The following is a 25214-nucleotide window of genomic DNA, read 5'->3' as shown; positions in this document are numbered from 1 at the left end:
TTCATTTGTTACTCCTTATGTTTTTGGCTAAACGACGGATTTCGTTTAGCGCCAGACCAAACATTCAGAGCATCGGGAATTGGTGTATTGGAATCAGGCAGACTCCGTAGCATGTGCGCCAGACAAGAGTCGCCCCTCATTGCGTAGCACGGCGTGCGGCGCGGGTGGGGGGTCCTGTTGGCCGGTCATGATCCCGCAAGGGGATCGCCTAGGGCGTCGTTTTCCCGAGGGTCGAAACGGCATGTGTCAGTGTTGTCAAAGAGCGAAGCAGCTTGGCGGTGTCACCAAGTGTGGTCATCTTCGCACAGGATCCCCTGCAATGGGAAGGGGTGCTTGCGGATTAGTGAGGGCGTGGTGTTCAGCTGGGCTGACTGGTCGCTCCGGCTGAATGGTTGGAAGGGCATGGGATTCCTGTACGGTTTCGAAGCGTAGCTCGCGTCATTGTCATGCGGCGTTAATCGAGAAGGGCTATAGATTTGACGAGCGCATGCACACGAATGCCGGGGCGGAGACCGAGGCGCTCGGTCGATAGCCGCGTCAGTTCCGCCATCAACGTCTGCCCATCGTCCTGCCGGCAAACGGCGAGCACACGAGCGGGTCCGTGGTGCCCAGGCGCCTCATCCAGGGATTCGATGGTGACGGGGAGGATGTTGAGGATGGAGACGTCCTGGGGTGGAGTCAGGGCGATGGAGACGTCGCGGGCGTCGATGCGGAGGCGGGCCTGGGTTCCGGCGCCGTTGGTGGAGCCGGGGGTGGACGGTACGCGGTAGCGGGCCTCGGGCGGGCCGAACGGGTGCAGGCCGTGAGCGTCGGCCGGGCCGAGCGTGCCTTGGAGGACGGAGACGGCGCCTTCGTCGCGGAACAGGGGGGAGTCGGCGCGGGCGAGGGCGTCGCGCAGGGGTTCCAGGCGTTCGAGCTGGCCGTCGTGCATGAAGGCGACGCGGTGGGCGAGGCGTTCGACCTCGTCGGGGGCGTGGGTGACCAGCAGCGTGGGGATGCCGGTTTTGTCCGACAGGCGCGCGAGGAAGGGCATGATCTCGCGCTTGGTCTGGGTGTCCAGGGCGTTCAGGGGTTCGTCGAGCAGCAGCAGGTCGGGGCTGATCAGCAGGGCGCGGCCGAGCGCCACGCGCTGGCGTTGGCCGCCGGAGAGCTGGTCGGCGCGGCGGTCCAGCAGTTCGGTGATGCCGAGCAGGTCGGCGACCTCGTCCAGGTGCAGGCGGCGCAGGGGCTCCGGGGTGCGTTTGTAACCATAGAGCAGGTTGCCGCGTACGGAGAGGTGCGGGAGCAGGGTGGATTCCTGGAACACGAGGCCGACGCGGCGGCGGTGCAGCGGGACGAAGGTCTTGCCGGACTGCCAGGCGGTATCGCGAAAGTGCACCTCGCCGCCGGGCGGGTGCTCCAGCCCGGCGATGATGCGCAACAGCGTGGTCTTGCCGCAGCCGGAGCGGCCGAACAGGGCGGTGACGCCCTCCAGCGGGAAGGCCGTGTCTACGTCCAGTGCGAAGCTGGAGCGTTCCAGACGCGCCTGTATGCGCAGGGTTTCGCTTGTGGGTCGAGTCACAGGCGCACCGTGTCGAAGCGGCGGTTGATGGCATAGACCACGAACAACACGACGAAGGCGAAGATCAACAGGCCCAGCGACAGGCGGTGCGCGGAGGCGAAGTCCATCGCCTCGGCGTGGTCGTAGATGAGGATGGACAGCACCTGGGTCTCGCCGGGGATGGCGCCGCCGAGCATCAGGATCACGCCGAATTCGCCGAGGGTGTGGGCGAAGGCGAGCGTGGCGGCGACGATGAATCCGCCGCGCGACATCGGCAGGATCACGGTGAAGAAGCGGTCCAGCCGGCCGGCGCCCAACGAGCCGGCGATCTCGGTCGGCCGGCGGCCGAGGTTGGCGAAGGCCTGCTGCAGGGGCTGCACGGCGAATGGCAGGGAGTAGATCACCGAGGCGATCAGGATGCCCTGGAAGGTGAAGGCCAGGTGGTTCAGGCCCCAGCTCTCCAGTGTGCTGCCGACCGGGCCGGCCGGGCCCAGCAGGACCAGCAGGTAGAAGCCGAGCACCGTAGGCGGTAGCACCAGCGGCAGGGCAACCAATGCCTGCACCGCGGTGCGCAGGCCGCCGGGGGCGCGGCCATTGGCCAGCCACCAGGCGATGGGCGTGGCGATCACCAGCAGGATCAGCGTGGTGTAGATCGCGAGCTTGAGGGTAACCTCGATCGCCATCCAGTCCGTGGGGCTCAGCTCGAACATGTCGGGTTACTGGGCGGCGGCGTCGGGCAGCTCTTCGCCGGGCATCACGAAGCCGTAGCGGCGCATGATGTCGCGGGCGGTGTGGCCGTTCATGTAGTCGGCGAAGCGGTGGGCCATCTCGTTGTGTTCGCCGCGCCGGGTGATCACGAAGCCCTGGGTGAGCGGTTCGTGCAGGGCGTCGTCGATCAGGTAGTGCGGGTGTTCGGCGAGGTCCGGAAACTCGGCCAGCGACAGGGCGATGATGCCGATCTCCGCACCGCCGGCCTGGATCATGCGCGCGGTCTGGGCGATGTTGTCGCCGTTGACGATCTTCGGCTGCAGGTCGTCCCAGACGCCCACGGACTGGAGCGCCTCCATCGCGCGCACGCCGTAGGGCGCGTGGGTGGGCGAGGCGATGGCGACGCGGCGGATGTCGTCGCGCAGCAGGTCTTCCAGCGTCATCGTGGAGGCATCCATGCGGTTGCTCCACAGCACGATGCGGCCGATGGCGTAGACCTCCGGTTCGGTGGCCGCGTGACCCTCGGCGCGCAGCTTCTGCGGGTAGGCGATGTCGGCGGAGAAGAACACGTCGTACGGCGCACCGTTCATGATCTGCGTGGTCATGCGCCCGGAGGAGCCGTAGGTGACGCGTACCGCGTCGTCCGGGTGCGCCTCGCGGTAGGCGTCCAGGATCTCGTCCAGGGCAAAGCGCAGGTCCGAGGCGGCGGCGATGGTCAGCGGGCCGTTGGCGGCGGCCAGGCCGGGCAGCAGGAGGAGCAGGGTCAGGAGGAGGGCGCGCAGGTGCATGGTGGGGAGAGTTCCCTGTGGGTGCGGGTTGCGGTTGGCTCGGGTGGTTTGTCCGGCGACTGCTTCGTCGCGGTGCTCCTCGCAGTGACGGTGAGGCTGAGGATATGCGGTTCGTTATATTTCAGCTTGCATATCGACTGGCGCAATGATGCGGGGCCGGGGGAGGGCCGTCAAGGCTTGGGTGGTGGTTACGGCTTGTGGTCTTCGGCGAGGAAGTCGGCGAAGGCGTGCAGTTCGTCGCGCAGGGCCTCGCAGGCCTTGCGTTCCATGTCGCGGTAGCGCGCCAATACGGTCTCGCCGAATTCGGTGATCTGCGCCCCGCCCCCGCCGGAGCCGCCCTTGGCGGTGGTGATCACGGGTTCGCGGAAGCTCTGGTTCATGGTCTCGACCAGGTCCCAGGCGCGGCGGTAGGACATGCCGACACTGCGCGCGGCCGCGGAGATCGAGCCCTTGTCGCGAATGGCGTCCAGCAGCATGGCCTTGCCCGGGCCCATCGCGGTGACCTCGCCCAGCAGTACGCGCAGGCGCGGGGCCTGTGTTGGGTCCTTGTGCTCGTCGGAATGCTGGGTGCTCATGCGGGGTCTGGCCTGGGGTTTACCGATGCGGCTACGGGAAGGGCGTGTGATGACGAATGATACCCGGAATGGTAGGAGGCCAGCCCTCTGGCCGATGGGGGCCGATCCGGCGTCCTATCGGCCAGGGGGCTGGCCTCCTACGGGGATATTGAGGGCCGGGGTGCGATACCCCGGCCTCCGGTTCAGGCCTTGCCCTGGAGCTGCGGGATGACGGCCTCGTTTTCCAGGGTGGAGGTGTCGGAGGTGATCTCCTCGCCCTTGGCGATGGAGCGCAGCAGGCGGCGCATGATCTTGCCCGAGCGGGTCTTGGGCAGACCGTCGGCAAAGCGGATGTCGTCCGGCTTGGCGATCGGGCCGATCTGGTCGGCGACCCAGTTGCGCAGCTCCTTGATCATCTCCTCGGCCTCGTTACCGGTCAGGCGATCGCCCTGCAGGATCACGAAGGCGACGATGGCCTCGCCCTTCACGTCGTGCGGGCGGCCGACCACGGCGGCCTCGGCCACCGCCTTGTGGGCGACCAGGGCGGATTCGACCTCCATGGTGCCCATGCGGTGGCCGGAGACGTTCAGCACGTCGTCGATGCGGCCCATGATCCAGAAGTTGCCTTCGGCGTCGCGCCGGGCGGAGTCGCCCGCCAGGTAATACTTGCCACCGAACTTGGGCCAGTAGGTGTCCTTGTAGCGCTGGTCATCACCCCAGACGGTGCGCAGCATGTGCGGCCACGGCTTCTTGATGACCAGATAGCCGCCCTGGTCGGCGCCCAGGCTGTTGCCGTCCTCGTCCACCACGTCGGCGGCCACGCCGGGGAGGGGGCGCGTGCAGGAGCCGGGGACCAGCGTGGTCGCGCCGGGGATCGGGGCGATCATGTTGGCGCCGGTCTCGGTCTGCCACCAGGTGTCGACGATGGGGCAGCGCTCCTGGCCGACGGTGGTGTAATACCACATCCAGGCCTCGGGGTTGATCGGCTCGCCGACCGTGCCCAGCAGGCGCAGCTTGGACAGGTCGTACTGTTTGGGGAGGTCCGGGCCGGCCTTCATCAGCGCGCGGATCGCGGTGGGGGCGGTGTAGAACACGGTCACGCCGTGGTCCTGGCACATTTTCCACCAGCGCCCGGCGTCGGGGACGGTCGGCGTGCCTTCGTAGACGACCTGGGTGGCGCCCACGGCCAGCGGGCCGTAGGCGACATAGGTGTGGCCGGTGATCCAGCCGACATCCGCGGTGCACCAGTAGACGTCGTCGCCCTGCAGGTCGAACACCCACTGGTTGGTGACGATGGCGCCCAGCAGGTAGCCGGCGCTGGAGTGCTGGATGCCCTTGGGCTTGCCGGTGGAGCCGGAGGTGTAGAGCAGGAACAGCGGATGCTCGGATTCCACCCACTCGGGCTCGCAGTCGACGGATTCGCCGTCCACCGCGTCCTCCCACCAGATGTCGCGGCCTTCGTGCATGGTCACGTCGTTGCCGGCGCGCTTGCACACCACGACCTTCTCGACGTCGCCGCCGTTGGAATCGAGCGCCTTGTCGACATTGGCCTTGAGCCCGACGACCTTGCCGCCGCGCTCGCCGCCATCGGCGGTGATGACCACCTTGGCGCCGGAATCCACCACGCGGTCACGCAGCGCGTCCGCGGAGAAGCCGCCGAACACCACCGAGTGGATCGCGCCGATGCGCGCGCAGGCCTGCATGGCGATCACGGCCTCGGCGTTCATCGGCATGTAGATGATGACGCGGTCGCCCTTCTCCACGCCCATGCCCTTGAGGGCGTTGGCCAGCTTGCCGACCTCGTTGTAGAGATCGCGGTAGGTGAGGTGGCGGGTGTCGCCGTTCTCTGCCTCGAAGATCAGGGCGGTCTTGTTGCCGCGCACCTCGAGATGCCGGTCGATGCAGTTGTAGGAGACGTTCATACGCCCGTCGGCGAACCACTGGTAGTGCGGCGCGTTGGAGTCATCCAGGCCCTGGGTGAACTCGGTCTGCCAGTCGATCTGCTCGCGCGCGAGATCGCACCAGAAGCCCTCGTAGTCGGCCTCGGCCTTCTGGTGCAGGGCCTCCAGGTCGGCCGGCTTCAGGCGCGCGTTTTCGGTGAATTCCGCCGGCGGCGCAAAGTGGCGCGTCTCGGTGAGGGTGGACTCGATGTTGTCACTCATCAGGGCCTCCAGATCGATTTCTTGTTTGGGGGCGGGAGTGGCCTGGGGCCAGCCCCGTCAGGGTTTCCATGGTGGGTGCGAGGATAGCATGCGAACCGGGTGCTGGCCGCGCCTACCAGAGCCATGCGGGGCGGAACAGCACGCGCCCGAGCGGCAGCTTGCCGTCCGGCGATTGCCGGCTCAGCAGGGCGGCGAACAGCTCGCCCGCGGCGATGGCGTCGAACAGCGCGTCGTGCGCGCGGTAGGCCGGCAGGTTGTAGCGCGCGCGCAGGGTGTGCAGGCGCAGCCCGTGGGCAGGGATCGGCTGGCCCGCGCGGCGCAGGGCCGTCTCCGCCAGGCGCAGGGTGTCCACGATCGCCAGTGGCGGGCGCACGCAGTACAGCCGCTGGCAGGCCTGTTCCAGGAAGCCGATCTCCAGCGCCGCATGGTGCGCCACCATGACGCGTCCGGCGAGGGCCTCGAACAGGGCGTCCAGCGCCGCATCCAGCGGGACCCCGCCGGCGGCGCGCTGATCGGTGATGCGGTGGATTACCGCGCTGGCCTCCGGCACCGGGCCCTCGGCGCGCACCAGGCGCTGGTCCGCGGTCGCCAGGTCGATGCGGGCGCCGTCCATCGCCACCCAGCCGATGCTGAGGATGCGGTCGCGCTCCGGATCCAGCCCGGTGGTCTCCAGGTCGACCGCGAGGAAGCGGCTGGCCGCGACGGCCTGGCCGGCGCGCGGCAGGGGGGTCTCCAGGGACGTACGCAGCGGGCCCGGCGGGGCCCGGCGCGCGGCGCGCCGGCGGGCCCGGCAGAAACGCCAGTGCCCGGGTGGTCGGCGCCAGTCGGGATGGTTGAGCGGGCAGACCATCAGCTGACGGGGGCCGGGCCGGGCATAGTCGAGCGGTTCATCCGTGGACGCGCTCGGCGTTCGCGAGCGCCGTCTTGCGGGCGTCGCTGACCAGGCGGAAGGCCGTCTTCAGGTGGCTGCGCTCCAGCGTGGACAGCTCGGCCGGGTCCAGCGCGTTGTCCGGGGGCTGGCCGTTGCGGATCTGGTTCGCCTGGTGGCGGGCGCGCAGCTCGGCGATGTAGCGCCAGGCATCGATCAGGTTGTCGGCCGTAGTGTCGCTGATCACACCGGCGCGGGCGGCGGCGCGCAGGCGTTCCACGGTGCTGCGCGCCGCGCTGCCGGCATGCAGGGCGAAGACCCGTGCCATGGCCACGATCGGGAGCAGGCCGCGATTCTTCAGGTCCAGGGTGTCCGCGTGCTCGCCGCTGTCCTCCAGCACGAACTGCCGGAAGAAGCCCAGCGGTGGGGGCAGGTCGCGGGCCTGGTCGGCCAGGGCGCTCAGCAGGGCCTCGTGGCGCGCCCCGGTTTCCAGGGCCCGCTGGCGCAGGGGCTCGAACAGCGTGGCGTCCCCGTGGATCACGCGCATGTCGAGATAGTGGGTGGCCAGCATCGCATCGCGCGCGGCGGGGTGATGCAGCACGCGTTCCATCTCGCGGGACCAGTCGGCGGCGGGGCGGCGCCAGTCCGGGTGGGTGGGGTCGACATCGCCGGGGCAGGCGCGGATGCCGCAGGCATCAAGGCCGGCGGTGACCTGGCGGGCCAGTGCCTCGAACCAGGCGCCAGCCCCCTCCGGTGCGTCGTCGGCCAGGATGAGCGCGGTGTCCTGGTCGGTGAATACGGTCTGTTCGTGGCGGCCCTGGCTGCCGCTGGCCAGCCAGGCATACGCGCAGGGGGCCGATCCCTGGTCACGCTCGCAGAGCTCGATCAGGCGCTGGGTCAGGGTGTCGATCACGGTGGTGATGGTCTGCGTGAGCTGCACGGCATCCGCGCCGGAGTCCACCAGCTGGGCCTGCAGCCGGGGCAGGGCCTGCATCACGGCCTTCAGGCCGTCGAGATCGTCGGCGCGGCGCAGGTCGCGTACCAGGTAGACGGCGCTGGTGCCCTGATGGCGGATCAGGTCGGTGCTGGAGAGCATGCCGGCCAGGGTCCCGTCCGCCTCGTGGACGACGGGGAGGTGGTGGATGTCGTGGCGGGCCATGCGCAGCAGGGCCTCGAAGGCGGGCGTGTCGCGCTGGACGGTGGTCAGCGGGCCGACCATCGACTCGGCCACGGGTTGCCCGGGGTCGATGCCCTTGGCGATGGCGCGACGCAGGTCGGTGTCGGTCAGGATGCCTTCGGGGGCGCCCGGCCGGTCCGGGGCGTGCAGCAGCAGGGCGGAGACGTCGGCGTGGTCCATCAGGCGCGCGGCCTCGCGCAGGCTCAGGGTGCTCGGTGCCAGCACCGGGTTCGGCGTCATCAGCGCGCGGACTGGCGTGGTCAGCAGCCGGTTGTCGTCCCCGTGGCCGTGGGGCGCCCCCCCGGCGGCCAGGGGACGCGGCGCGTCGTCGGCGAGGAACTGGGCGATGGCGCCGTCGCGGGCGGCCAGTTGCCGGGCGCGTTCCAGGGGCAGGTGGTAGACCAGGGCATCCTCGATCACGGGGCCGAGCGGGGTCTGCGGTGACGCGGCGATATGCACCAGATCGCCTTCGCCCAGGCGGTCCAGCAGGGTGTCGCGGGCATCGCGGATCTCCAGGGTGCCGGTGCGCACGATCCACAGGCCGGGCTCGGCGTCCGGCGGGAAGCGGCTGCCCTCGCGCAGGTAGCGCAGGGTGAGCTGACGCACGATCGTGTCCCGGCTGGCCGCCGGCAGGGGGGCCAGGTCCGGGCAGCGATCGAGAAACTCGCGGATCTCTTCGAGTTCGCCGTTCATGCGCGGGTCCGTGTGGCGATATACCCGGGGAGACACCGGGTCGTGGATACGTCGGGGTTCAGGGCGTGGGGCAACCGGCAATCGACCGGGTTCGGGTCGATTGCCGCTTGTCCCGCGGGACATGTGCCAGATAAAAGGGGCCGACCCGGTGCACCCGAGCCGACCCCGTCGTTACTTCTGAAACTCCATCCAGTCATGGTGACGGGAGCCCCGCCATGCCGATGCTGCCAGGCATGACGGGGCCGACCATCAGCTTTCGGTACGCGGTACGCGCACGCTTTCGACCAGGTCCTGGATGTCCTTCGGCGGTTCCTTGGTCATCTTCATCACAATGTAGGCGGTGATGAAGTTGAAGGCCGCGCCGATGGCGCCGAAGCCGGTCGGGTTCACACCCAGCAGCCAGCCGTCCGGATTGTCCGGGAGCATGGCGGTGCCGGAGAAGAAGAACCAGCCCTTGTACGTGAAGATGTACAGCAGGGTGGTCCCGAGACCGACCAGCATGCCGGCGATCGCGCCTTCCTTGTTCATCTTCTTCATGAAGATGCCCATCATCAGGGTCGGGAACAGCGAGGCCGCGGCCAGACCGAAGGCCAGTGCCACCACCTCGGCCGCGAAGCCGGGTGGATTAAGCCCCAGGTACCCCGCGAACAGGATGGCGACCGCCATGGCGATACGTCCTGCCATCAGCTCGTTCTTCTCGCTGATCCTGGGCATGAATACGCCCTTCAGCAAGTCGTGCGAGATGGCCGACGATATGGCGAGCAGGAGCCCCGCCGCGGTCGACAGTGCGGCGGCGATACCGCCCGCTGCCACCAGTGCGATCACCCAGCCCGGAAGCCCGGCGATCTCGGGGTTGGCCAGCACCATGATGTCGCGGTCGAGGGTCACGATCTCGGAGCCTTCCCAGCCGTATTCCTCTTCCGCCATCGCGGCGAACTCTTCGTTGGCGTCGTTGTAGTACTGGATCACGCCGTCGTCGTTCTTGTCCTCGAACGCCAGCAGACCGGTCTGCTCCCAGCGCTCCATCCAGGCCGGCCGGTCCGCGTGGGCCAGGTGGCCTTCCTCGGTGCCGATCTCGCCCGGATGCACGGTGTTGACCAGGTTCCAGATGGCCATCGCACCGACCGCCGGGGCGGTGGTGTAGAGGATGCCGATGAACACCAGCGCCCAGCCGGCGGACTTGCGGGCATCCCGCACGCGCGGAACGGTGAAGAAGCGGATGATCACGTGCGGCAGACCCGCGGTACCGATCATCAGCGCCAGGGTCAGCAGGAACATGTTCATCAGGCTCATGCCGCCCACTTCGGTGTAGGCGTGGAAGCCCAGATCCACCATCGTCTGGTCCAGCGCATCCAGCAGGTAGGTATCGGAACCCTGCAGGGTGGAACCGAGACCCAGCTGCGGCAGCGGGTTGCCGGTCAGGGTGATGGCGATGAAGATCGCCGGCACCGTGTAGGCAAAGATCATGATCACGTACTGCGCGATCTGGGTGTAGGTGATGCCCTTCATCCCGCCGAGCACGGCGTAGATGAACACCACCGCCATCCCGGCGAACAGCCCGGTGGCCAGCGGCACCTCCAGGATGTTGGAGAAGGCGATCCCGACCCCGCGCATCTGCCCGATCACGTAGGTGACGGACATCACGATCAGGGAGATCACCGCGATGATGCGCGCGGCCTTCGAGTAGAAGCGGTCACCGATGAATTCCGGCACCGTGAACTTCCCGAACTTGCGCAGGTACGGGGCCAGCAGCAGGGCCATCAGCACGTAGCCGCCGGTCCAGCCCATCAGGTAGGCGCCCCCGGTGAAGCCGAGGAAGGCGATCAGGCCGGCCATGGAGATGAACGATGCGGCGGACATCCAGTCCGCGGCCGTGGCCATGCCGTTGGCGATCGGGTTGATGCCGCGCCCGGCGACGTAGAACTCGCTGGTCGAACCGGCACGCGCCCAGATGGCGATGCCGATGTACAGGGCGAAGGTCGCCCCGACCACGAGCAGGCTTAGAGTCTGTTGATCCATGACAGGCTTACTCCTCGTGGACGTTGAACTTGCGATCCAGGACGTTCATGCGCCAGGCATAAACGAAGATCAGGATGATGAAGGTGTAGATCGACCCCTGTTGTGCGAACCAGAAGCCCAGCGGATAGCCCCCCAGCTGGAACGCGTTCAGGGGCTGGGCCACCAGGATGCCCAGCACGAACGACACCAGGAACCAGATGGCCAGGCAGATGCCCAGCAGGCGCAGGTGCGCCCGCCAGTACGCCTGCCGGCTCAGGTCTTCTTGTGACATGACGATGCTCCTCTCGTAAGGTTTTGTTGTTTGCCGTGGTCCTTCACAGCTGGTACTGCACCTCAAGCTGTCCCTGCAGCTTGCGGGCCTGCCGGAAACTCTCCTTGAGCACCCGTCCCTCCAGGGCACCCAGTTCTTCCGGCCGGATTCGGTTGTCGTCCTCGCGCCCCTCGCGCAGGGCTTTCTGCTGTGCGCGCAGGCGCAGCATCTGCAGGTAGCGCAGCGCCGCGTGGTAGTCGCGGGCATCGGTTTCGCGCATCACGTCCGCGGTGACCGCCTGGTCCAGTCGGTCGTGGGTGCGCGTCGCCGGCAGCTCGGCGGCCAGCGCGATGACGCGCGCGGCGTCGACGAAGGGTGTGAGCCCCTGCTTCTTGATGTCGATGCCCTCGGCCCCGCTCTTGATCTCGCCGAACAGGCCCAGCGGCGGCCGGAACATCTGCTGGTTGGCCGCCATCTGACGGCGGAACCGGCTGTTGAACGCGGTCTTCTGCAGCAGCCGGGTGCGCAGGGCCTCGACCGGGCCGGCATCGCCGTCCACCGCGCGCAGGTCGAAGAAGATCGTGCTCTTGAGCAGGTGCTCCGGGGTGCCCTGCTCGATCCAGCGGGTAAAGCGTTGATCCCACTCCGGGCCGCTCAGGCAGCACTCCGGATTGCCGGCCATGATGTTGCCGGGGCACAGGGTGAAGCCGCATTCCGCCAGGGCCTGGTTCACGGCCTTCGCGTAGGGCAGCAGGCGCTCGCGGATGGCGTCCGCATCACCGGCCTCGGCATCGAACAGGATGCCGTTGTCCTGGTCGGTGACCAGGGCCTGTTCCTCGCGGGCCTGGGAGCCAAACGCCAGCCAGGTGAAGTCGATGCCCTCGATGCTCGGGTGTTCGCCGCGCAGCAACGCCAGCACGCGGCGGGTGGCGTGCTCGTTGAGGCGGGTGATCAGACGCAGGACCTGATCCGCCTCCGCGCCCTGGCCGACTACCGCCTCGATCAGGCGCGGAACCTGACGCAGGCGCTCGGCAATGGTCGCCACCGAGTCCGCGCGGCGGATCTCGCGGACCAGGCCATCCAGGGTCAGCGGCTGGCTGGTCAGCAGGTCGCGCTCGCCCAGCACCCCGACCAGGCGTCCGTCACGCACCACGCACAGGTGGGTCATGCCGTGCTCCGTCATTGCCTCGATGCCCTCGAACCCGGGGGCGTCTTCGGCCAGGGCAACCGGGTCCGGCGTCATCACGGCGGCGATCGGCGTATCCAGGTCCACATCCGCGAGCGCCACGCGCGCCAGCAGGTCGTGCAGGGTGAAGATCCCCACTGGTCGCTGTTCCGCGTCGACCGCGACGATGGAGCCCACGCGTTCGTCGCGCATCGAGGCGAGGACTTCGCGCAGGCGCGATTCCGGGCGGCAGGTGACGGGCTCGCGCGCAATGCGCAGCGCCAGGGGCGTGTTGAGCTGACCGGCGGACCCGCCGTCGCGGGCGGACAGGGTGTCCAGGCCCTGCTGCAGGCGGTCCAGGAGATTGGCCAGGCGGCGGGTGCAGAAGTCGTTGAAGACCTTCGAGCGTGCCCGCAGGCGGTCGAAGTCCTCCAGGTTCAGTTCCAGGCAGACGGTGTCCTCGGCCGCGCGGTGCACGGTGTGCACGGCGCGTCGCCCCAGCAGGGCACCAATCGGGAAGCATTCGCCGGGGATCAGCTCCCAGGCCTTGCCGGAGAGCTGTTCGTCTTCGCTGGGGGTCTCGCCCCGGATGCGGCCCTGGCGAATGATGTGGAAACGCTGTGCGGGGCCGGCCTCGGGGTCGGTGATGCGGGCTCCCCGGGCATAGAAGCGGCTCTCCAGCCGTGGAAGCAGGAATTCCAGCGCGTCCGCCTCGAGCTGGTCGAACGGGGCGTGGGCGCCGAGGAACTCCCGGGTGCTGTCGAGCGCGTCAGACATGGCGTGGGCGGCATCCCCAAGGTGATCGTGTTCACGTTTCGGGGATTCACTGCAAATAGCGCGCCAATCTTGCTGCCGGGGCGGAACAGTGACTTGCGCCCGGCTGGTTCTTCAGTGTGTTACGTCGCGTAACACCGGTGTTTCTTACCGTTACACCCGCCTCCGGGGTGATGGAGACGGGCGTTTCGCTAAAGCGGGGGCCGGCGCCCGGTGATGAAGAAGACCACGGCCAGGATCAGCCCCACGACAAACAGGATCCAGGCGATCTGCGTGGCGGCTCCGGCGATGCCGCTGAGGCCGAGCGCGCCCGCCACGATCGCGACAATCAGAAACAACAGGGCCCATCCCAGCATCGGTTTTCTCCTTTTCGGTCATCTGAAAATATCAGTGTAGGGCAGAAATTTTGATTCAGTGTGGGGTTTGTATCCGGCTTGGCGCACCCGTTCTCATTTCGGTTTTTCGAATCGCGACGCGGCGCGCATGTTGAGGACGCATTTTGCAAACTGGTACGCGGTGCAATAAGAGCGAGTCCTCGAATGTGAATCCGTTCCCGCGGCGCGCGCTGCGTTTCCATGAGAATGGTTCGGTGAACGACAGGACCCGGGTTGGCCGGACAACACCTTGAGTATTTAATTCACGGGCAGGTGCGAGATGAACAATGACGTGCGAGTAAAAGACGCGGGCGTGGACCCCGGTGCGTATTGGACCCGGCATCCGGTATATGCAGTGGGCCTGGTCCTGGGCCTTGCCGGCCTGCTGGCGGGGTGTTCCGACTCCGGCCCGGCACAGGAGGCCGGCGAGACCGTGGACGAAACGGTCGAGGAGGTAGAGGAGGACCTGCGTGGCTGGGTCGAGGATCTGCGCGAGGAAGAACGCCAGCAGGACGAAGCCGGTGGCGAGCAGGCGCCTTCCGCGAACGAGGACCCGCTGCGCGAACTGGACTGACACCGGGTGTCCTTAACCCGGCACGGGTCCTGCGGGATCCGGGGGCGCGTGTCGGTGGATCAGCGTCGTCCCCGCGCATTTTTGCGGTGCTGATTGTGGTCGGGTTCGCGTTGTGAGTGGGGCGCTTTTGGGGTTTTTGCGGTTATCCGGAGGACATCACAGGTTCGGCCTTTTTGGTTATATGACGGTTCGGGAGAATCGGCGCGCCTTTGGTGATCAACAATGTTTCAAGGAGACGCGCAAATGAAAAAATTCCTGCTTGCAACCGTTGCAGTGGCAGCCTCGGGTCTTCTGGTACCGCAGGGAGTGATGGCGGATCCATCCGACCGGAGCGAGGGGCTGTACATGGGCCTGGGAACGGGTTTCAGCTCGCTGAAGAATGATCGGGACGAGGTCGCTGATTTTATTGGTTCTGGTGCCTCCGACTACCGCCTGGATGATGACGACAACGTCTGGCGCGGGTTCGTTGGATACAATTTCAATCCTTACGTGGGGGTCGAGGGGGTCTACTCCGACCTCGGGAAGGTGAAGCTGCGCGGTGACGAGCAGGGTGCGCACACCGACATCAAGTCGAGTGCCTACGGGGCGAGCGTGCTCGGCAAGCTGCCGATCGGGCAGCATTTCGAGTTCTTTGCCGAGGGAAACACTGGATAATGTACACGCTCGCGTTGACACCCCAGGTTCTCCGAGGCAAGGCGCGCCGTGCAGCGGGTAGTGGTTCTACCCGCAAGCGGTGCAACGCAGGATCGGGGAACCTGGGGTGCCAACCCCCACAAGCTAGTGAAAGACGGGGCCCGGCCGCCCGTTGTTGATCAAAAACGGGCGCGCGCACGGCGTTGCGGTTCCCTTGTGCAGAATGACTGCACGGCAGTCACCGCGCCTTGTTCGCACGCGAAAGCGACTCGAGCGCGAACGCGTACATTATCCAGTGTTTCCCTTGGCGGGTCTCGCCAAGTGGGATGCGGATGTGCGCGGGAACCTGGGGGATGAGAGCCTTACCCTGCGTAACAACGATGGCGTGGACCCGCTCTACGGAGTGGGTGCGCAGGTGAAGCTGGATCGCTTCCTGATTCGCGCCGAGTTTGAGCGCTACGACTTCGACAGCGACTACAAGATCGACGCCTTCACCGCGTCGTTGGGCTGGCGATTCTGACAACCGACCGCGCGGGCTTCGGCAGACCGCACGCGCAAGAAAAGACGCCGCCCCGGGATGTGTTCCGGGGCGGCGTTTTGCGTGAGGGAGGGCGGGGCGGGGGTCAGGCGGCCTGGGCCAGGCCTTCCTGGCGCCCGGGGCGGCCTTCCTTCAGGGTGACCAGCTCCTCGGCACTGGTGGGGTGCAGCGGGATGGTCAGGTCCAGGTCGCGCTTGGTCGCGCCCATGCGCACCGCCACGGCGAAGCCCTGAAGCATCTCGTCGACATTCGCGCCGATCATGTGGATGCCGACGACCTTTTCATCCTCCCCGGCGCAGACCAGCTTCATGGCCACCGGCGGCACCTCGCCCTCGGCGAACGCGCGGTTCAGGCCGCCGAACTGGGTCTCGTAGACGCGTACCGAGTCGCCGTGCTTCTCCACCGCCTGCGGCTCGGTCAGACCCACCATGCCCGCGGTCGGGTGGGTGAAGGTGACTGTGGGGATCTGGTCGTAGTCCACCGGTACCGGCTTTGTCTCCGGGGCATACCAGTGGGCGGCCAGGCGCCGGCCGGCGGCGATCGCCACCGGGGTCAGCGGCCCCTTGCCGATGATATCGCCCAGGGCGTAGATGCCGTCGACATTGGTGGCCTGCCATTCGTCCACCGGGATGATGCCGCCGCGGGCGATCTCGACTCCGGCCTCTTCCAGGCCCATGTCGCTGGTGGCCGGCTTGCGGCCGACGGCCCACAGGACCTTCTCATAGGGGCCCAGCTCCTGGCCGCCCTCGAGCTGGACGGTCACGGCGCCGGGTTTGCCGCCCAGGCCGGCGACCTTCACGCCCAGATGGCGATCGATGCCCTGATGCTCCATGTGCTGGTCCAGCGCCTGCGAGACCATCGGGTCGAACATCTCCAGCACGCGGTCCTCCATGGCGACCACGTCGGTCTTCACGCCCATGGAGCGCAGCATCCCGGCCATCTCCAGGCCGATGTAGCCGGCGCCGATCACGGCGATGGATTCCGGCAGCTCGGTCCATTCGAAGAAGTCGTCGGAGGTCGCGCCCAGCTCGGCCCCCTCCAGCGGCGGCACGATCGGGGCGCCGCCCATCGCCAGCACGATGCGTTCGGCGGTGTATTCGGTTCCGCTGTCGCTGACCACCTGGTTCTTGCCGGTCAGGCGGGCGCGTTCCGGGATGTGGGTCACACCCAGCTTTTCCAGGTGTCCGGACCAGAACTGGTTCAGGTCCTTCAGCATGGCCTGGCGCTTGTTGGCCAGGTCGGCGTAGCGGATGCCCTTGATCTCGACGTCCACGCCGAACTCGCCGGCTTCGCGGGCGTGCGACATATGCTCCGCGGCGTACCAGGTGAGTTTCTTGGGCACACAGCCCTCGTTCACGCAGGTGCCGCCCAGCGGCTTGGGATCGAACACGGCGACGCGCGCGCCGTGCGGGGCGGCGCGTTCCGCCACGGCCAGACCGCCGCTGCCGCCGCCAATCACGATGATGTCGTAGTGTTCCATGTCGATTCCTCGAAGGGTTCGGTGAAAGTGTTACATAACGACCGCGTTGCGCGCGGGCGCCAGGATCTGCCATCCGTGTCCGGACGTCCGCCCGTGCGGGCATCCGGACACGGATGGCCACCCATGTTCCGGGTGACCACCCGGGGCGGGACAGCACCCGCCCCGAGGGGCAGAGACGACTTACGCCGCCTTCTTCTCGCGGGAGATCCACTCCTGCAGATCTTCCGAGCCGCCGATGCGGTGGCCGCCCACGAACACCTGCGGGACGGTCATCGCGCCGGTGGCGGCGCGCAGGCTGCGCAGGCTGGCGTCGCGGCCCAGGATGATCTCTTCGTAATCCAGGCCGGCGTTCTCCAGCATCTCCTTGGCGCTGGCGCAGTACGGGCAGCCCGGCTTGGTGAAGACGACCACGTCTTCGGGGCAGGCCGCATCCGGGGCGACGTGGGCGAGCATAGTGTCGGCGTCGGAGACGACGAAGGGGTCGCCCGGTTCGTCCGGCTCGATGAACTGCTTCTCGATCACGCCATCGCGCACCAGCATGGAGTAGCGCCAGGAGCGGTGGCCGAAGCCGAGGTCGCTCTTGTCGACCAGCATGCCCATCTGCTCGGTGAACTCGCCGTTGCCGTCGGCGATGAAGGTCACGCGGTCGGCCTGCTGGTCGGCCTGCCAGGCCTCCATCACGAAGCCATCGTTGACCGAGATGCAGACGATCTCGTCGATGCCGTGCTCCTTGAGCACCGGCGCCAGTTCGTTGTAACGCGGCACGTGGGCGGAGGAGCAGGTCGGGGTGAACGCGCCCGGCAGGGCGAACACGATCACGTTGCGACCCTTGAACAGGTCTTCCGAGCGCACGTCGTTCCAGTCGTTGTCCTTGCGGCAGCGGAAGGTGACTTCCGGTACGCGCTGACCTTCGCGATTTTCGAGTTCCATGAGTTGTACTCCTTCAGTTGAGTGTTGATTGCCAGAGAAAAGATTTTGTTTTCGGCCGGGCCGATGCCCGACTACGGGACTCAAGATAAGGCCTGGCTAATGATTGATCCAGTGTTTCTTTTCTATTTGATCGTTAGCTTCTGACTATCGTTCTGCCGGTCGCGGTGGTTGCAGCGATTCCATTGCCTGGTCCTAAGGTTGACGCGTTCGCCGGAAATGCGGAAGCTTGCCGCCCCGATTCGGAAACGCCGAATCGCGGACCGCGTTATGGTGGTCCGTATCAGTCCCCTCGCGACGACAGGCTGTGAACCCCGCCAGGCCCGGAAGGGAGCAACGGTAGCAGCTGCGTCGGGCGCCGGGGTGTGGCGGGTGCGGGCCACCACCCTATTTCCCTGCGGCCCGGACCCCTGCGGTGATGCCCGCACCCGGGCGTGCACATGACTCGATCGACGGGGGAGGCATGAGTCACCAGGTTCTGGCCCGCAAGTGGCGTCCCTCGCGCTTCGAGGACCTGGTCGGGCAGCCGCATGTGGTGCGCGCCCTGGCCAATGCCCTCAGCGGCGATCGGCTGCATCATGCCTACCTGTTTGCCGGGACCCGTGGGGTGGGCAAGACCACCATCGCCCGCATCCTCGCGCGCTGCCTGAATTGCGAGACCGGCGTGACCGCCACGCCCTGCGGCGAGTGCCGCTCCTGCGTCGAGATTGCCGAGGGTCGCCATCTGGATCTGATCGAGGTGGATGCCGCGTCGCGCACCCGGGTGGACGACACCCGCGAGCTGCTGGACAACGTCTCCTACGCGCCGACCACCGGGCGTTTCAAGGTGTACCTGATCGACGAGGTCCACATGCTCTCCGAGAAGAGCTTCAACGCCCTGTTGAAGACGCTGGAAGAGCCGCCGGACCACGTGAAGTTCCTGCTGGCGACGACTGACCCGCAAAAACTGCCGGTCACCGTGCTGTCGCGCTGCCTGCAGTTCAACCTGAAGCCGATGCCGCCGGCGATGATCGCCGAGCACCTGACGCGCATCCTCGCCGCCGAGGGCGTGGAGGCGGAGCCGGGCGCGCTGCTGCGCCTGGGCGAGGCGGCCGAGGGCTCGATGCGCGATGCCCTGAGCCTGACCGACCAGGCGATTGCCTATGGCGGTGAACGCCTGAGCGAATCCGATGCCTGCGACATGCTCGGGCTGCTCCCGCGCACGCGCCTGGCCGGCTTGCTGGATGCCGTGTTTGCCGGGGACGGCCCCGGCCTGCTGGCGGGGCTGGCGGAGCTGGATGCCCTGGGCCCCGACTGGTCGCGGCTGCTGGATGAACTGGCCGCGCTGGTGCATCAGGTGGCCGTCCAGCAGGTGGCCGGCACGGCTCCCGGGGCGGGCGAAGAGGCGCTCGTCTGGGCCCGGGAGGCCGCCGACCGGGTCGACCCGGAGACGATCCAGATGGCCTATCAGATCCTGGTGCACGGGGTGCGTGATCTGCCCTATGCCCCGGACGCGCGCATGGGCGTGGAGATGACCCTGTTGCGGCTGCTGGCCTTTCGGCCGGAGCCTGTTCCCGGGCCTGCGGGCGAGTCCGGTGATACCCCGCCGCGTCGGCCGGCCAGTACCGACGGGACCGCGTCGGCGCCGACCACGCGCACTGCATCCCGGGCATCGGCGGCTTCCGCCAGTCCCCCGGCAACTGCCGCCGGCCCGACCGGGCGTGACGGCGCCGCCAGCGCGCCGCCGTCACGCCCCCGCGAACAGGTGAACGAGCCGGCACCGCCGGTATCGCAGGCCGAAGCACCGGCCGGTGACACCGCGCCGCGCCAGGCGCGCGAGGCGTCGCCTTCCACGGCCGGCCCTTCCGCGCCGGAGGCGGCTGCGCCGCCCGTCGCGGCGGATGGCGCTTTCGACTGGTACCGCTTCGCCGAGGGGCTGCCCATGGGCACGGTGCGCGAACTCGCCCGGCACGCCGAGCTGCGCGAGCATGACGCGGAACGCGTGGTGATCGCGGTGGCCCCGGGCACACTGTGTACCGATCGTGCCAAGGGCCGGCTGAAGGATGCGCTGGAGAACGCCCTGGGCCACAGCCTGCGCCTGGAGATCGTCAACCAGTCCGAGCCTTCCGGGGAGACCCCCGCGGCCCGGCTTGCGGCGGCCTCGGCGGAGCGTCAGGCTAGCGCCGAGACGGCCATGCGCGAGGACCCGGTGGTCCAGGCGCTGGGCGAGGAATTTGGCGCCGAACTGGGGGCCGTGCGGATTCGCGAACCCGGCGAGGCCCCCTCGACCGGCGGCGCCACGCCAGACAAGTAACTGAACCAGAAACCGCCGCGTTGCGGGGCAGGAGATCGAACCGATGATGAAAGGTGGCATGGGCGGCCTGATGAAGCAGGCCCAGAAGATGCAGGAAGATATGCAGAAGGTGCAGGCCGAGCTGGCCGAGATGGAGATCGAGGGCCAGGCCGGTGGCGGGCTGGTCAGCGTGGTCCTGACCGGCAAGTACGCGGCGCGCCGGGTCAAGATCGACCCCAGCCTGTTCGAGGATGACCGCGACATGATCGAGGATCTGGTGGCCGCGGCCATCAACGACGCGGTGCAGAAGGTCGAGTCGACCACGCAGGAGCGCATGGGCAGCCTGACCGAGGGCATGGGCCTGCCGGCGGGCATGAAGCTGCCGTTCTGACCGGCCGGGTCGGACGCGTCTGATGGATGCGGAACTGGACGAGCTGGTCCAGGCGCTGCGCTGTCTCCCCGGGGTCGGGGCGAAATCGGCACGGCGCATGGCCCTGCACCTGCTGGAGCGCGACCGCGAGGGCGCGCGGCGCCTGTCGCGGGCGGTCGACGACGCGGTCCAGCGTATCGGGCACTGTTCCGTCTGCCGCACGCTCACCGCGGCCGAAACCTGCAGTCGGTGTGCCGATCCGGAACGCGATTCGCGGGTGATCTGCGTGGTGGAAAGCCCCGGGGACGTGCTGGCGATCGAGTCGGCGACCGATTTCGGCGGGCGCTTTCATGTGCTCCTCGGGCGACTGTCCCCGCTGGACGGCATCGGCCCGGAAGAGCTGGGGCTGAACCGGCTGGAGGCGCGCCTGCAGGCCGAGGGCGTGGAAGAACTGATCCTGGCGACAAACACGTCGGTGGAGGGCGAGGTGACCGCCCATTACCTCGCGGAGATGGCGGCGCGCCACGGGGTGCGCACCACCCGGATTGCCCAGGGTATTCCCAGTGGTGGCGAACTGGAGTACATCGATGCCGGGACCCTGGCGCATGCGCTGTCGGGTCGGCGTGAATATTGATACGTGGTAATATTTTGACCGATACGGGAGTGGCGGCATGACCGATTGTGTGTTCTGCAGGATCGTGGCGGGGGAGATCCCGGCGAAGGTGGTCTTCGAGGACGACGCGGTGCTGGCCTTCGAAGACCTGAATCCGCAGGCCCCCGAACATGTGCTGGTGATCCCGAAAAAGCACATCGCCACGCTCAATGATCTGGACGCGGCCGACGCCCCGATCATCGGGCAGATGACCCGGGTGGCCGCGCAGATTGCACGCGATCGCGGATTTGCGGAAAACGGTTATCGAACCGTGATGAATTGCAACGAACACGGGGGCCAGACGGTCTACCATATACACATGCATGTCCTGGCCGGGCGTGCGCTGAGCTGGCCCCCGGGCTAGGCAAGAAGAACAACAATACGGATCACTGTTGTGACGCGACACGGACTGAACGGTGCAGCCCCGACGAACCCGCCTCAGGTGCAAGGCCTGGGGCGGGTTCGTCTGCGTGGGCCCCGTTCTTCGCTGGTCGCTGGAGTGCTGCTGGTCGGCGGGTTCGCGGTCGCAGCGGCGCCGGCCAGCGCGGACGACCGCTATTCGCTGCTCGCGTCGCCTCAGACGCAGGGGTTCGCGGGTCCGGATGCGGCGATCACCACGCTGCGCGGCGAACCGGAGACCGGTCGCGACAGCGATTCGCGCTACCGGCTGTCGGTCCGCAGTACCGGGGATGCCTCGATCCTCGACGATACCGACAATGCCTTCGCCAGCACGCGCCAGTTCGAGGCGGTGGGCGGTTACCACCAGGAGCTGGGCGGTGGTTTTGGCTACGGCCTGAATCTGGGGCTGGGCATGGAGACCCGGCCGGACTGGAACGACCTCGGCCCCGCCAGCGAGTCCACCGCGTATTTCACCGACTTCAGCTTCGGTCCGACCTTTGCCTCCGGTCGCTTCGACAGCCAGTTCCGGGTGGGGGTGCGCCAGCCCCTGTCCAGCGAGGCCCGTGACCTGGGCTTTGGCTATGGCACGCGCTATCGCGAGACGGGCCGTACTGCCGGCTACCTGAGCCTGGACGGCCGCCTGCGCCTGCAGAACCAGTCCGAGCTCTCCCTGAGCCTGTACTACGACGACTATTCGCTGAACTCGGCGGACAACTGGCTGGCCGATCGCCTCGAGTTCGAGGGTGCAAGCCGCGAGCCGACCTCCTCCGTCATCGGCGTCGAGATGGGCCTGACCTTCTGATCCCGGCCCCCGCCGCTGCCCCCCACACGTTCCACCGCGACTCTCACTGCACGCTATCCACGGTGCGGCCTCCCTGCGTTCCTCTGATTGTCACCACGAAGCTCACGAAGGCACGAAGAAGGGCAAAACCGTGTAACCACAGAGATCACAGAGGACACGGAGTATGGCAAGACGATTGCCGGAATCCTCGAAGGCTGGGTGAAACGCCCCAGAAACCTGGACATTAGGTTTTCGCTGTTACCGTCCCCAAGGTCCACTCCGTGCCCTCTCACTCCGTGCCCTCTGTGTTCTCCGTGGTAGAACGCCCTTGCCCTTGCCCTTGCCCTTGCCCTTGCCCTTCTTCGTGCCTTCGTGCGCTTCGTGGTGAAAACAAACGGCCTTTAGCCGCGGGCGCGGGTCTGGGCGGGGATTTCGGCGGCGAGTTCGTGCCAGGCCTGCAGGCGCTCCGCGGGGAGTTCGCCGGCGTCGATGGCGGCGCGAACCGCACAGCCCGGTTCGGTCTGGTGGCGACAGTCGCGAAAGCGGCAGGCCACCGCCCGTTCCGCGATGTCCGGGAAGCCGCGCTCCAGGGTATCCAGTGACGGGATCTCGGGCGTGAAGTCGCGCACGCCGGGCGAGTCGATCCAGGCGCCCCCGTTGGCCAGCGGGTACCACTGCGCGGTGACCGTGGTATGGCGGCCCTCGCCGGAGGCGGCGAGATCGCCGGTGGCCGGCGCTATGGCGTCGGCGATCCCGTATTGATCGAGCAGGGCGGCCACCAGCGAGGACTTTCCGACGCCGGACTGACCAACCAGGATATTGGTGTGCCCGGCCGCGGCCGCCGCCAGTTCGTCCAGCCCATACCCGGTCCTGGCGGAGACGTACAGCGGATCGAGATCCAGTTCGCGATAGGCGGCCAGCCACTCGGGGGGCTCGGCGGGGCCGGTGTCCTGCTTGTTCACCAGCAGGCGCGGGCGCGCGGGGAGGTTCAGGATCGCGACCAGAAAGCGGTCGATCAAGTTACGCGACGGGGCGGGTTCCGGCGCGATCACGATCCATACGCAGTCGATGTTGGCGGCAATCACCTTGCGTCGCCCGAACCCGTCCCGCCGGACCAGGACGTTGTCGCGATCGAGCTGGCGCGCAACCTGTTCTCCCGCGGCGTCCAGCTCCACGCGGTCGCCACAGGCGAGGTCGCGGAAGCGCCGGTGCAGCCGCAGGCGTCGCGGCGGCTCGTGGTCCACCGCGATGTCGGCCATCTGGTTGTGGCGGGCGAAGACCCGGGCGACCCGGCTCAAGCCGGGACTCCCGGGCGGGGGTTACTCGAACAGGGCATCGATACGCGCGGCACAGATGAAGTCGTTCTCGCTCAGGCCGCCGATGGCATGGGTCGAGAATTCCACCGCGCAGCGGTTGAAGCCGACGGCCATGTCGGGATGGTGATCCTCGACATGGGCAATCCAGGCCACGGCGTTCACGAAGGCCATGGTCTCGTGGAAGTTCTTGAACTTGAAACTGCGCTGGATGCTCTTGCCGGCCTCGTCGATGCCCCAGCCGTCATGCAGTTGCTTAAGGGCGCGCTCCGCGTCCTCCCGCGGCATCGGGTCAGTGAAGCCCTCGCAGGACTGGCAGTGCTTGCTCTTGAGATCACTCATCGAACTGGTAGTACTCCGCGTTGAGATAGGCGACCACGGCGTTGACTTCGTCGTCGAACCAGTTGGTGCCAAGGTTGACGTTGCAGTTGTTGACCTGGGCGACCAGTTCGTCGTGCGAGCCGACCATGCGGTTGTCGCGGGTGTACAGCCCGGAGCCGTCGCCCCCGACCATGTCGGCATGGCAACTGATGCAGTTGTCGCTGTGCAGGTCCTGTCCCACGCGGATGTCGTCGGCCAGGGCCGTGCTCGCGCCGCCCAGGCTCAGCGCGAGCACGGTCGCGGCGGTGGCAATGCTGGTATGGGTATGTCGCATGCTTCCCTCCTTGTGGCGGGGGTTTGGGCCCGTGGTCACGAGCCTTGCAACCATGATGATAGACTCCTGCGACAGATGAAAGGGCAGCCAGCATGCAGGCGTGGGCTGTCCGCCAAGGAGGCACAAGATGGCCGTGAATGCCGAGAACCTGGTCTGGATCGACCTCGAAATGACGGGGCTGGAGCCGCAGACCGACCGCATCCTGGAGGTGGCCACCATTGTCACCGACAAGGAACTGAACATCCTTGCCGAGGGGCCGGTCATCGCGATCTACCAGCCGGCGGCGGTCCTGGAGGCGATGGACGAGTGGAACCAGCGCACCCACGGGACCTCGGGGCTGATCGAGCGTGTGCGCAACAGTTCGTCGGAGACCCGGGATGCGGAACAGGCGACCCTGGAGTTTCTGGCGCAGTACGTGCCGAAGGGGGCCTCGCCGATGTGTGGCAATTCGATTTGCCAGGATCGGCGCTTCATGGCGCGGTTGATGCCGGAGCTGGAGCAGTACTTCCACTACCGCAACCTGGATGTCTCGACGCTGAAGGAGCTCGCGCGGCGCTGGGCGCCGGATGTGATCGCGCAGTTGCGCAAGAATGCTTCGCATCAGGCGCTGCAGGATATCCGCGACTCGATCGACGAGCTGCGCCTGTATCGCGAGCGCTTTATCCAGCTGCCGCCGGCCTCGCAGCACTGATCTGCGAAGTTTGCGGGGGCTTCGTTCGGCCGCCTGCCTTGTAGTGGCTGGGCCTGGTTCGGCATCGGGTGTTTACGGTGGCTTCGGTCCGCCGCCTGCCCGGCGCTGACTCGCCAGCGCGCCGCGAGGTACTTCTTTGCTCGTGCAAAGAAGTACCCAAGAAACACGCCCGACTGCCGCGACCCCGGCCCGCTGTGCGGGCCGGGGCTTCCCTCGCTCCGAGGGTTTTCGCGGGCGGCGCTGAACTCGCTACGCTGCGCTTCGCTCAGACATCCAGCGCCTTTTCTCCCGCGAAAACCCTCTCCACTCGGCGCGACGACAACGGGGGGTCAAGGTCAAGACAACGGCGGTTCTGACCTTTGTGCCAATGGATGGGGGCTGGGTCTGCCGACACCTGGGCACGCTCGGCCTGCGGCCGTTGCGTGCCGCGCCCGCGTAGCGGGCGCCAGGGGCTTTCGAGCGGCATTGCCTATGGTTAGGCGCAAACATGGTGATGCGTTCGGTTTTGACCTTCGCCTCCCGTATGGAGCCCCTCGCGGAGGGCGTGATGGGCCGGCCCGTTTTCCATAAATTCGGGGCGCTGGATGTCTGAGCGGAGCCGAAGGCGCAGCGAGTTCAGCGCCGCCGGCCCAGCACGTCCGGAGCGAGGTTCCCGGGCGAAATCCGGGTGCCCTTCTTTGGGTCCTTTCTTGGGCAAGCAAGAAAGGACCTCGCGGCGCGCTGGCGAGTCAGCGCCGGGCAGTATGCGGACCGGAGCCACCGTAAACACCGAGCGACGAACCAGGGCCAGCCACAACAAGGCAGGCGGCCGAACGAAGCCACCGTTACCAGCGAACGACGAACCAGGCCCGGATCGT

The 25214-nt window shown here is 67.4% G+C and carries 24 protein-coding genes, 1 other RNA gene and 2 pseudogenes; 11 read left to right on the top strand and 16 right to left on the bottom strand.

Translation table 11 applies throughout. The features are described from left to right. Positions 1 to 454: 454 nt before the first annotated feature. From modC to H609_RS13950, 11 genes are all read right to left on the bottom strand, one after another. Positions 455 to 1561 (bottom strand): molybdenum ABC transporter ATP-binding protein, encoded by a 1107-nt coding sequence (gene modC, locus H609_RS0109905; RefSeq protein ID WP_028484864.1) that lies wholly within the window; start codon positions 1559 to 1561, stop codon positions 455 to 457. Continuing rightward, positions 1558 to 2250, bottom strand: a complete 693-nt coding sequence (gene modB, locus H609_RS0109900) for a molybdate ABC transporter permease subunit (RefSeq protein WP_018877971.1) — start codon at positions 2248 to 2250, stop codon at positions 1558 to 1560. The genes modC and modB overlap by 4 nt, the downstream gene beginning before the upstream one ends. A gap of 6 nt (positions 2251 to 2256) precedes the next feature. Further along, positions 2257 to 3036 carry a molybdate ABC transporter substrate-binding protein gene (gene modA / locus H609_RS0109895; protein ID WP_028484863.1) on the bottom strand — a complete coding sequence of 260 codons (780 nt, stop codon included), beginning with the start codon at positions 3034 to 3036 and terminating at the stop codon, positions 2257 to 2259. Between the two features lie 188 nt (positions 3037 to 3224). Further along, entirely contained in the window at positions 3225 to 3611 is a 387-nt protein-coding gene (locus H609_RS0109890; RefSeq protein ID WP_019583217.1) for a winged helix-turn-helix domain-containing protein, read from the bottom strand. 182 nt (positions 3612 to 3793) lie between these two features. Continuing rightward, complete coding sequence (gene acs / locus H609_RS0109885; protein WP_028484862.1) at positions 3794 to 5752, bottom strand: acetate--CoA ligase; 1959 nt, start codon at positions 5750 to 5752, stop codon at positions 3794 to 3796. A 112-nt stretch (positions 5753 to 5864) separates the two neighbouring features. Continuing rightward, positions 5865 to 6476 carry a 3'-5' exonuclease gene (locus H609_RS0109880; protein ID WP_028484861.1) on the bottom strand — a complete coding sequence of 204 codons (612 nt, stop codon included), beginning with the start codon at positions 6474 to 6476 and terminating at the stop codon, positions 5865 to 5867. A gap of 163 nt (positions 6477 to 6639) precedes the next feature. After that, positions 6640 to 8490, bottom strand: coding sequence for a putative nucleotidyltransferase substrate binding domain-containing protein (locus tag H609_RS0109875; RefSeq protein WP_028484860.1), 1851 nt, complete (start codon positions 8488 to 8490; stop codon positions 6640 to 6642). A gap of 249 nt (positions 8491 to 8739) precedes the next feature. Further along, positions 8740 to 10509 (bottom strand): sodium:solute symporter family protein, encoded by a 1770-nt coding sequence (locus H609_RS0109870; protein WP_018876226.1) that lies wholly within the window; start codon positions 10507 to 10509, stop codon positions 8740 to 8742. A 7-nt stretch (positions 10510 to 10516) separates the two neighbouring features. Continuing rightward, positions 10517 to 10780, bottom strand: coding sequence for a DUF4212 domain-containing protein (locus H609_RS0109865; RefSeq protein ID WP_018866543.1), 264 nt, complete (start codon positions 10778 to 10780; stop codon positions 10517 to 10519). A gap of 43 nt (positions 10781 to 10823) precedes the next feature. Further along, positions 10824 to 12701: a DUF294 nucleotidyltransferase-like domain-containing protein gene (locus H609_RS0109860; protein ID WP_018866544.1), complete on the bottom strand. Its 1878-nt coding sequence runs from the start codon at positions 12699 to 12701 to the stop codon at positions 10824 to 10826. Between the two features lie 188 nt (positions 12702 to 12889). Next, the gene (locus H609_RS13950; protein WP_018866545.1) at positions 12890 to 13054 is read right to left on the bottom strand and encodes a DUF1328 domain-containing protein; all 165 of its coding nucleotides are present in this window, start codon (positions 13052 to 13054) and stop codon (positions 12890 to 12892) included. 298 nt (positions 13055 to 13352) lie between these two features. Here H609_RS13950 and H609_RS0109850 point away from each other — a divergent pair, with 298 nt between their 5' ends. The 3 genes and pseudogenes from H609_RS0109850 to H609_RS13405 all read left to right on the top strand — a co-directional run bounded on the left by H609_RS0109850 (position 13353) and on the right by H609_RS13405 (position 14799). Beyond that, positions 13353 to 13646, top strand: a complete 294-nt coding sequence (locus tag H609_RS0109850; protein ID WP_231366583.1) for a hypothetical protein — start codon at positions 13353 to 13355, stop codon at positions 13644 to 13646. 243 nt (positions 13647 to 13889) lie between these two features. Then, a pseudogene (locus tag H609_RS13410) lies at positions 13890 to 14285 on the top strand (outer membrane beta-barrel protein); the annotation flags it as partial. Between the two features lie 289 nt (positions 14286 to 14574). Next, positions 14575 to 14799 (top strand): hypothetical protein, encoded by a 225-nt coding sequence (locus H609_RS13405; protein ID WP_369773658.1) that lies wholly within the window; start codon positions 14575 to 14577, stop codon positions 14797 to 14799. 103 nt (positions 14800 to 14902) lie between these two features. On the opposite strand, the gene gorA is transcribed toward H609_RS13405, so the two are convergent. Continuing rightward, complete coding sequence (gene gorA / locus H609_RS0109840; RefSeq protein WP_018866549.1) at positions 14903 to 16297, bottom strand: glutathione-disulfide reductase; 1395 nt, start codon at positions 16295 to 16297, stop codon at positions 14903 to 14905. Between the two features lie 180 nt (positions 16298 to 16477). Then, on the bottom strand, positions 16478 to 17227 hold the full coding sequence (locus H609_RS0109835; RefSeq protein WP_028484859.1) for a glutathione peroxidase: 750 nt from the start codon (positions 17225 to 17227) through the stop codon (positions 16478 to 16480). Positions 17228 to 17505: 278 nt separating this feature from the next. Between H609_RS0109835 and ffs the strand changes: the two genes are divergently transcribed. From ffs to H609_RS0109810, 6 genes are all read left to right on the top strand, one after another. Continuing rightward, positions 17506 to 17602, top strand: an RNA gene (gene ffs / locus H609_RS13940) — signal recognition particle sRNA small type. 85 nt (positions 17603 to 17687) lie between these two features. Then, positions 17688 to 19517 carry a DNA polymerase III subunit gamma/tau gene (dnaX, locus tag H609_RS0109830; RefSeq protein WP_028484858.1) on the top strand — a complete coding sequence of 610 codons (1830 nt, stop codon included), beginning with the start codon at positions 17688 to 17690 and terminating at the stop codon, positions 19515 to 19517. Between the two features lie 43 nt (positions 19518 to 19560). Further along, on the top strand, positions 19561 to 19887 hold the full coding sequence (locus H609_RS0109825; RefSeq protein ID WP_018866552.1) for a YbaB/EbfC family nucleoid-associated protein: 327 nt from the start codon (positions 19561 to 19563) through the stop codon (positions 19885 to 19887). Positions 19888 to 19909: 22 nt separating this feature from the next. Beyond that, the gene (gene recR / locus H609_RS0109820) at positions 19910 to 20500 is read left to right on the top strand and encodes a recombination mediator RecR (protein WP_018866553.1); all 591 of its coding nucleotides are present in this window, start codon (positions 19910 to 19912) and stop codon (positions 20498 to 20500) included. Positions 20501 to 20537: 37 nt separating this feature from the next. Beyond that, positions 20538 to 20882 carry a histidine triad nucleotide-binding protein gene (locus tag H609_RS0109815; RefSeq protein ID WP_018866554.1) on the top strand — a complete coding sequence of 115 codons (345 nt, stop codon included), beginning with the start codon at positions 20538 to 20540 and terminating at the stop codon, positions 20880 to 20882. A 30-nt stretch (positions 20883 to 20912) separates the two neighbouring features. Continuing rightward, complete coding sequence (locus H609_RS0109810; protein ID WP_369772231.1) at positions 20913 to 21719, top strand: hypothetical protein; 807 nt, start codon at positions 20913 to 20915, stop codon at positions 21717 to 21719. A gap of 380 nt (positions 21720 to 22099) precedes the next feature. Here H609_RS0109810 and rsgA read toward each other — a convergent pair whose 3' ends face one another. The 3 genes from rsgA to H609_RS0109795 are packed head-to-tail and all read right to left on the bottom strand — an operon-like array spanning position 22100 to position 23666. After that, positions 22100 to 22996, bottom strand: coding sequence for a ribosome small subunit-dependent GTPase A (gene rsgA, locus H609_RS0109805; protein WP_018877985.1), 897 nt, complete (start codon positions 22994 to 22996; stop codon positions 22100 to 22102). Positions 22997 to 23017: 21 nt separating this feature from the next. After that, positions 23018 to 23353 carry a 4a-hydroxytetrahydrobiopterin dehydratase gene (locus tag H609_RS0109800; protein ID WP_018866557.1) on the bottom strand — a complete coding sequence of 112 codons (336 nt, stop codon included), beginning with the start codon at positions 23351 to 23353 and terminating at the stop codon, positions 23018 to 23020. Further along, the gene (locus H609_RS0109795) at positions 23346 to 23666 is read right to left on the bottom strand and encodes a cytochrome c (RefSeq protein ID WP_018866558.1); all 321 of its coding nucleotides are present in this window, start codon (positions 23664 to 23666) and stop codon (positions 23346 to 23348) included. Before H609_RS0109795 ends, H609_RS0109800 begins: the two co-directional genes overlap by 8 nt. A 127-nt stretch (positions 23667 to 23793) precedes the next feature. On the opposite strand from H609_RS0109795, the gene orn reads away from it, so the two are divergent. Together orn and H609_RS14305 are read left to right on the top strand one after the other, a co-directional pair. Beyond that, the gene (gene orn / locus H609_RS0109790) at positions 23794 to 24357 is read left to right on the top strand and encodes an oligoribonuclease (protein ID WP_028484857.1); all 564 of its coding nucleotides are present in this window, start codon (positions 23794 to 23796) and stop codon (positions 24355 to 24357) included. Between the two features lie 367 nt (positions 24358 to 24724). Next, positions 24725 to 24949: pseudogene (locus H609_RS14305) on the top strand (hypothetical protein). Positions 24950 to 25214 lie beyond the last annotated feature (265 nt).

It is taken from the genome of Thioalkalivibrio sp. ALE17 (assembly GCF_000425605.1).
In the GTDB taxonomy this organism is placed as follows: Bacteria; Pseudomonadota; Gammaproteobacteria; order Ectothiorhodospirales; family Ectothiorhodospiraceae; genus Thioalkalivibrio.
The sequence above is the reverse complement of the archived record's forward strand: the minus strand, read 5'-3'. Positions and strand labels throughout refer to the sequence as shown.

What these genes read in the sequence shown, in the direction of transcription:
- modB (WP_018877971.1), bottom strand. Translation starts at nt 2,250, where the DNA reads ATGTTCGAGCTGAGCCCCACGGACTGGATGGCGATCGAGGTTACCCTC.
- modA (WP_028484863.1), bottom strand. Translation starts at nt 3,036, where the DNA reads ATGCACCTGCGCGCCCTCCTCCTGACCCTGCTCCTCCTGCTGCCCGGC.
- H609_RS0109890 (WP_019583217.1), bottom strand. Translation starts at nt 3,611, where the DNA reads ATGAGCACCCAGCATTCCGACGAGCACAAGGACCCAACACAGGCCCCG.
- acs (WP_028484862.1), bottom strand. Translation starts at nt 5,752, where the DNA reads ATGAGTGACAACATCGAGTCCACCCTCACCGAGACGCGCCACTTTGCG.
- H609_RS0109875 (WP_028484860.1), bottom strand. Translation starts at nt 8,490, where the DNA reads ATGAACGGCGAACTCGAAGAGATCCGCGAGTTTCTCGATCGCTGCCCG.
- H609_RS0109870 (WP_018876226.1), bottom strand. Translation starts at nt 10,509, where the DNA reads ATGGATCAACAGACTCTAAGCCTGCTCGTGGTCGGGGCGACCTTCGCC.
- H609_RS0109865 (WP_018866543.1), bottom strand. Translation starts at nt 10,780, where the DNA reads ATGTCACAAGAAGACCTGAGCCGGCAGGCGTACTGGCGGGCGCACCTG.
- H609_RS0109860 (WP_018866544.1), bottom strand. Translation starts at nt 12,701, where the DNA reads ATGTCTGACGCGCTCGACAGCACCCGGGAGTTCCTCGGCGCCCACGCC.
- H609_RS13950 (WP_018866545.1), bottom strand. Translation starts at nt 13,054, where the DNA reads ATGCTGGGATGGGCCCTGTTGTTTCTGATTGTCGCGATCGTGGCGGGC.
- H609_RS0109850 (WP_231366583.1), top strand. Translation starts at nt 13,353, where the DNA reads ATGAACAATGACGTGCGAGTAAAAGACGCGGGCGTGGACCCCGGTGCG.
- gorA (WP_018866549.1), bottom strand. Translation starts at nt 16,297, where the DNA reads ATGGAACACTACGACATCATCGTGATTGGCGGCGGCAGCGGCGGTCTG.
- H609_RS0109835 (WP_028484859.1), bottom strand. Translation starts at nt 17,227, where the DNA reads ATGGAACTCGAAAATCGCGAAGGTCAGCGCGTACCGGAAGTCACCTTC.
- dnaX (WP_028484858.1), top strand. Translation starts at nt 17,688, where the DNA reads ATGAGTCACCAGGTTCTGGCCCGCAAGTGGCGTCCCTCGCGCTTCGAG.
- H609_RS0109825 (WP_018866552.1), top strand. Translation starts at nt 19,561, where the DNA reads ATGATGAAAGGTGGCATGGGCGGCCTGATGAAGCAGGCCCAGAAGATG.
- recR (WP_018866553.1), top strand. Translation starts at nt 19,910, where the DNA reads ATGGATGCGGAACTGGACGAGCTGGTCCAGGCGCTGCGCTGTCTCCCC.
- H609_RS0109815 (WP_018866554.1), top strand. Translation starts at nt 20,538, where the DNA reads ATGACCGATTGTGTGTTCTGCAGGATCGTGGCGGGGGAGATCCCGGCG.
- H609_RS0109800 (WP_018866557.1), bottom strand. Translation starts at nt 23,353, where the DNA reads ATGAGTGATCTCAAGAGCAAGCACTGCCAGTCCTGCGAGGGCTTCACT.
- H609_RS0109795 (WP_018866558.1), bottom strand. Translation starts at nt 23,666, where the DNA reads ATGCGACATACCCATACCAGCATTGCCACCGCCGCGACCGTGCTCGCG.
- orn (WP_028484857.1), top strand. Translation starts at nt 23,794, where the DNA reads ATGGCCGTGAATGCCGAGAACCTGGTCTGGATCGACCTCGAAATGACG.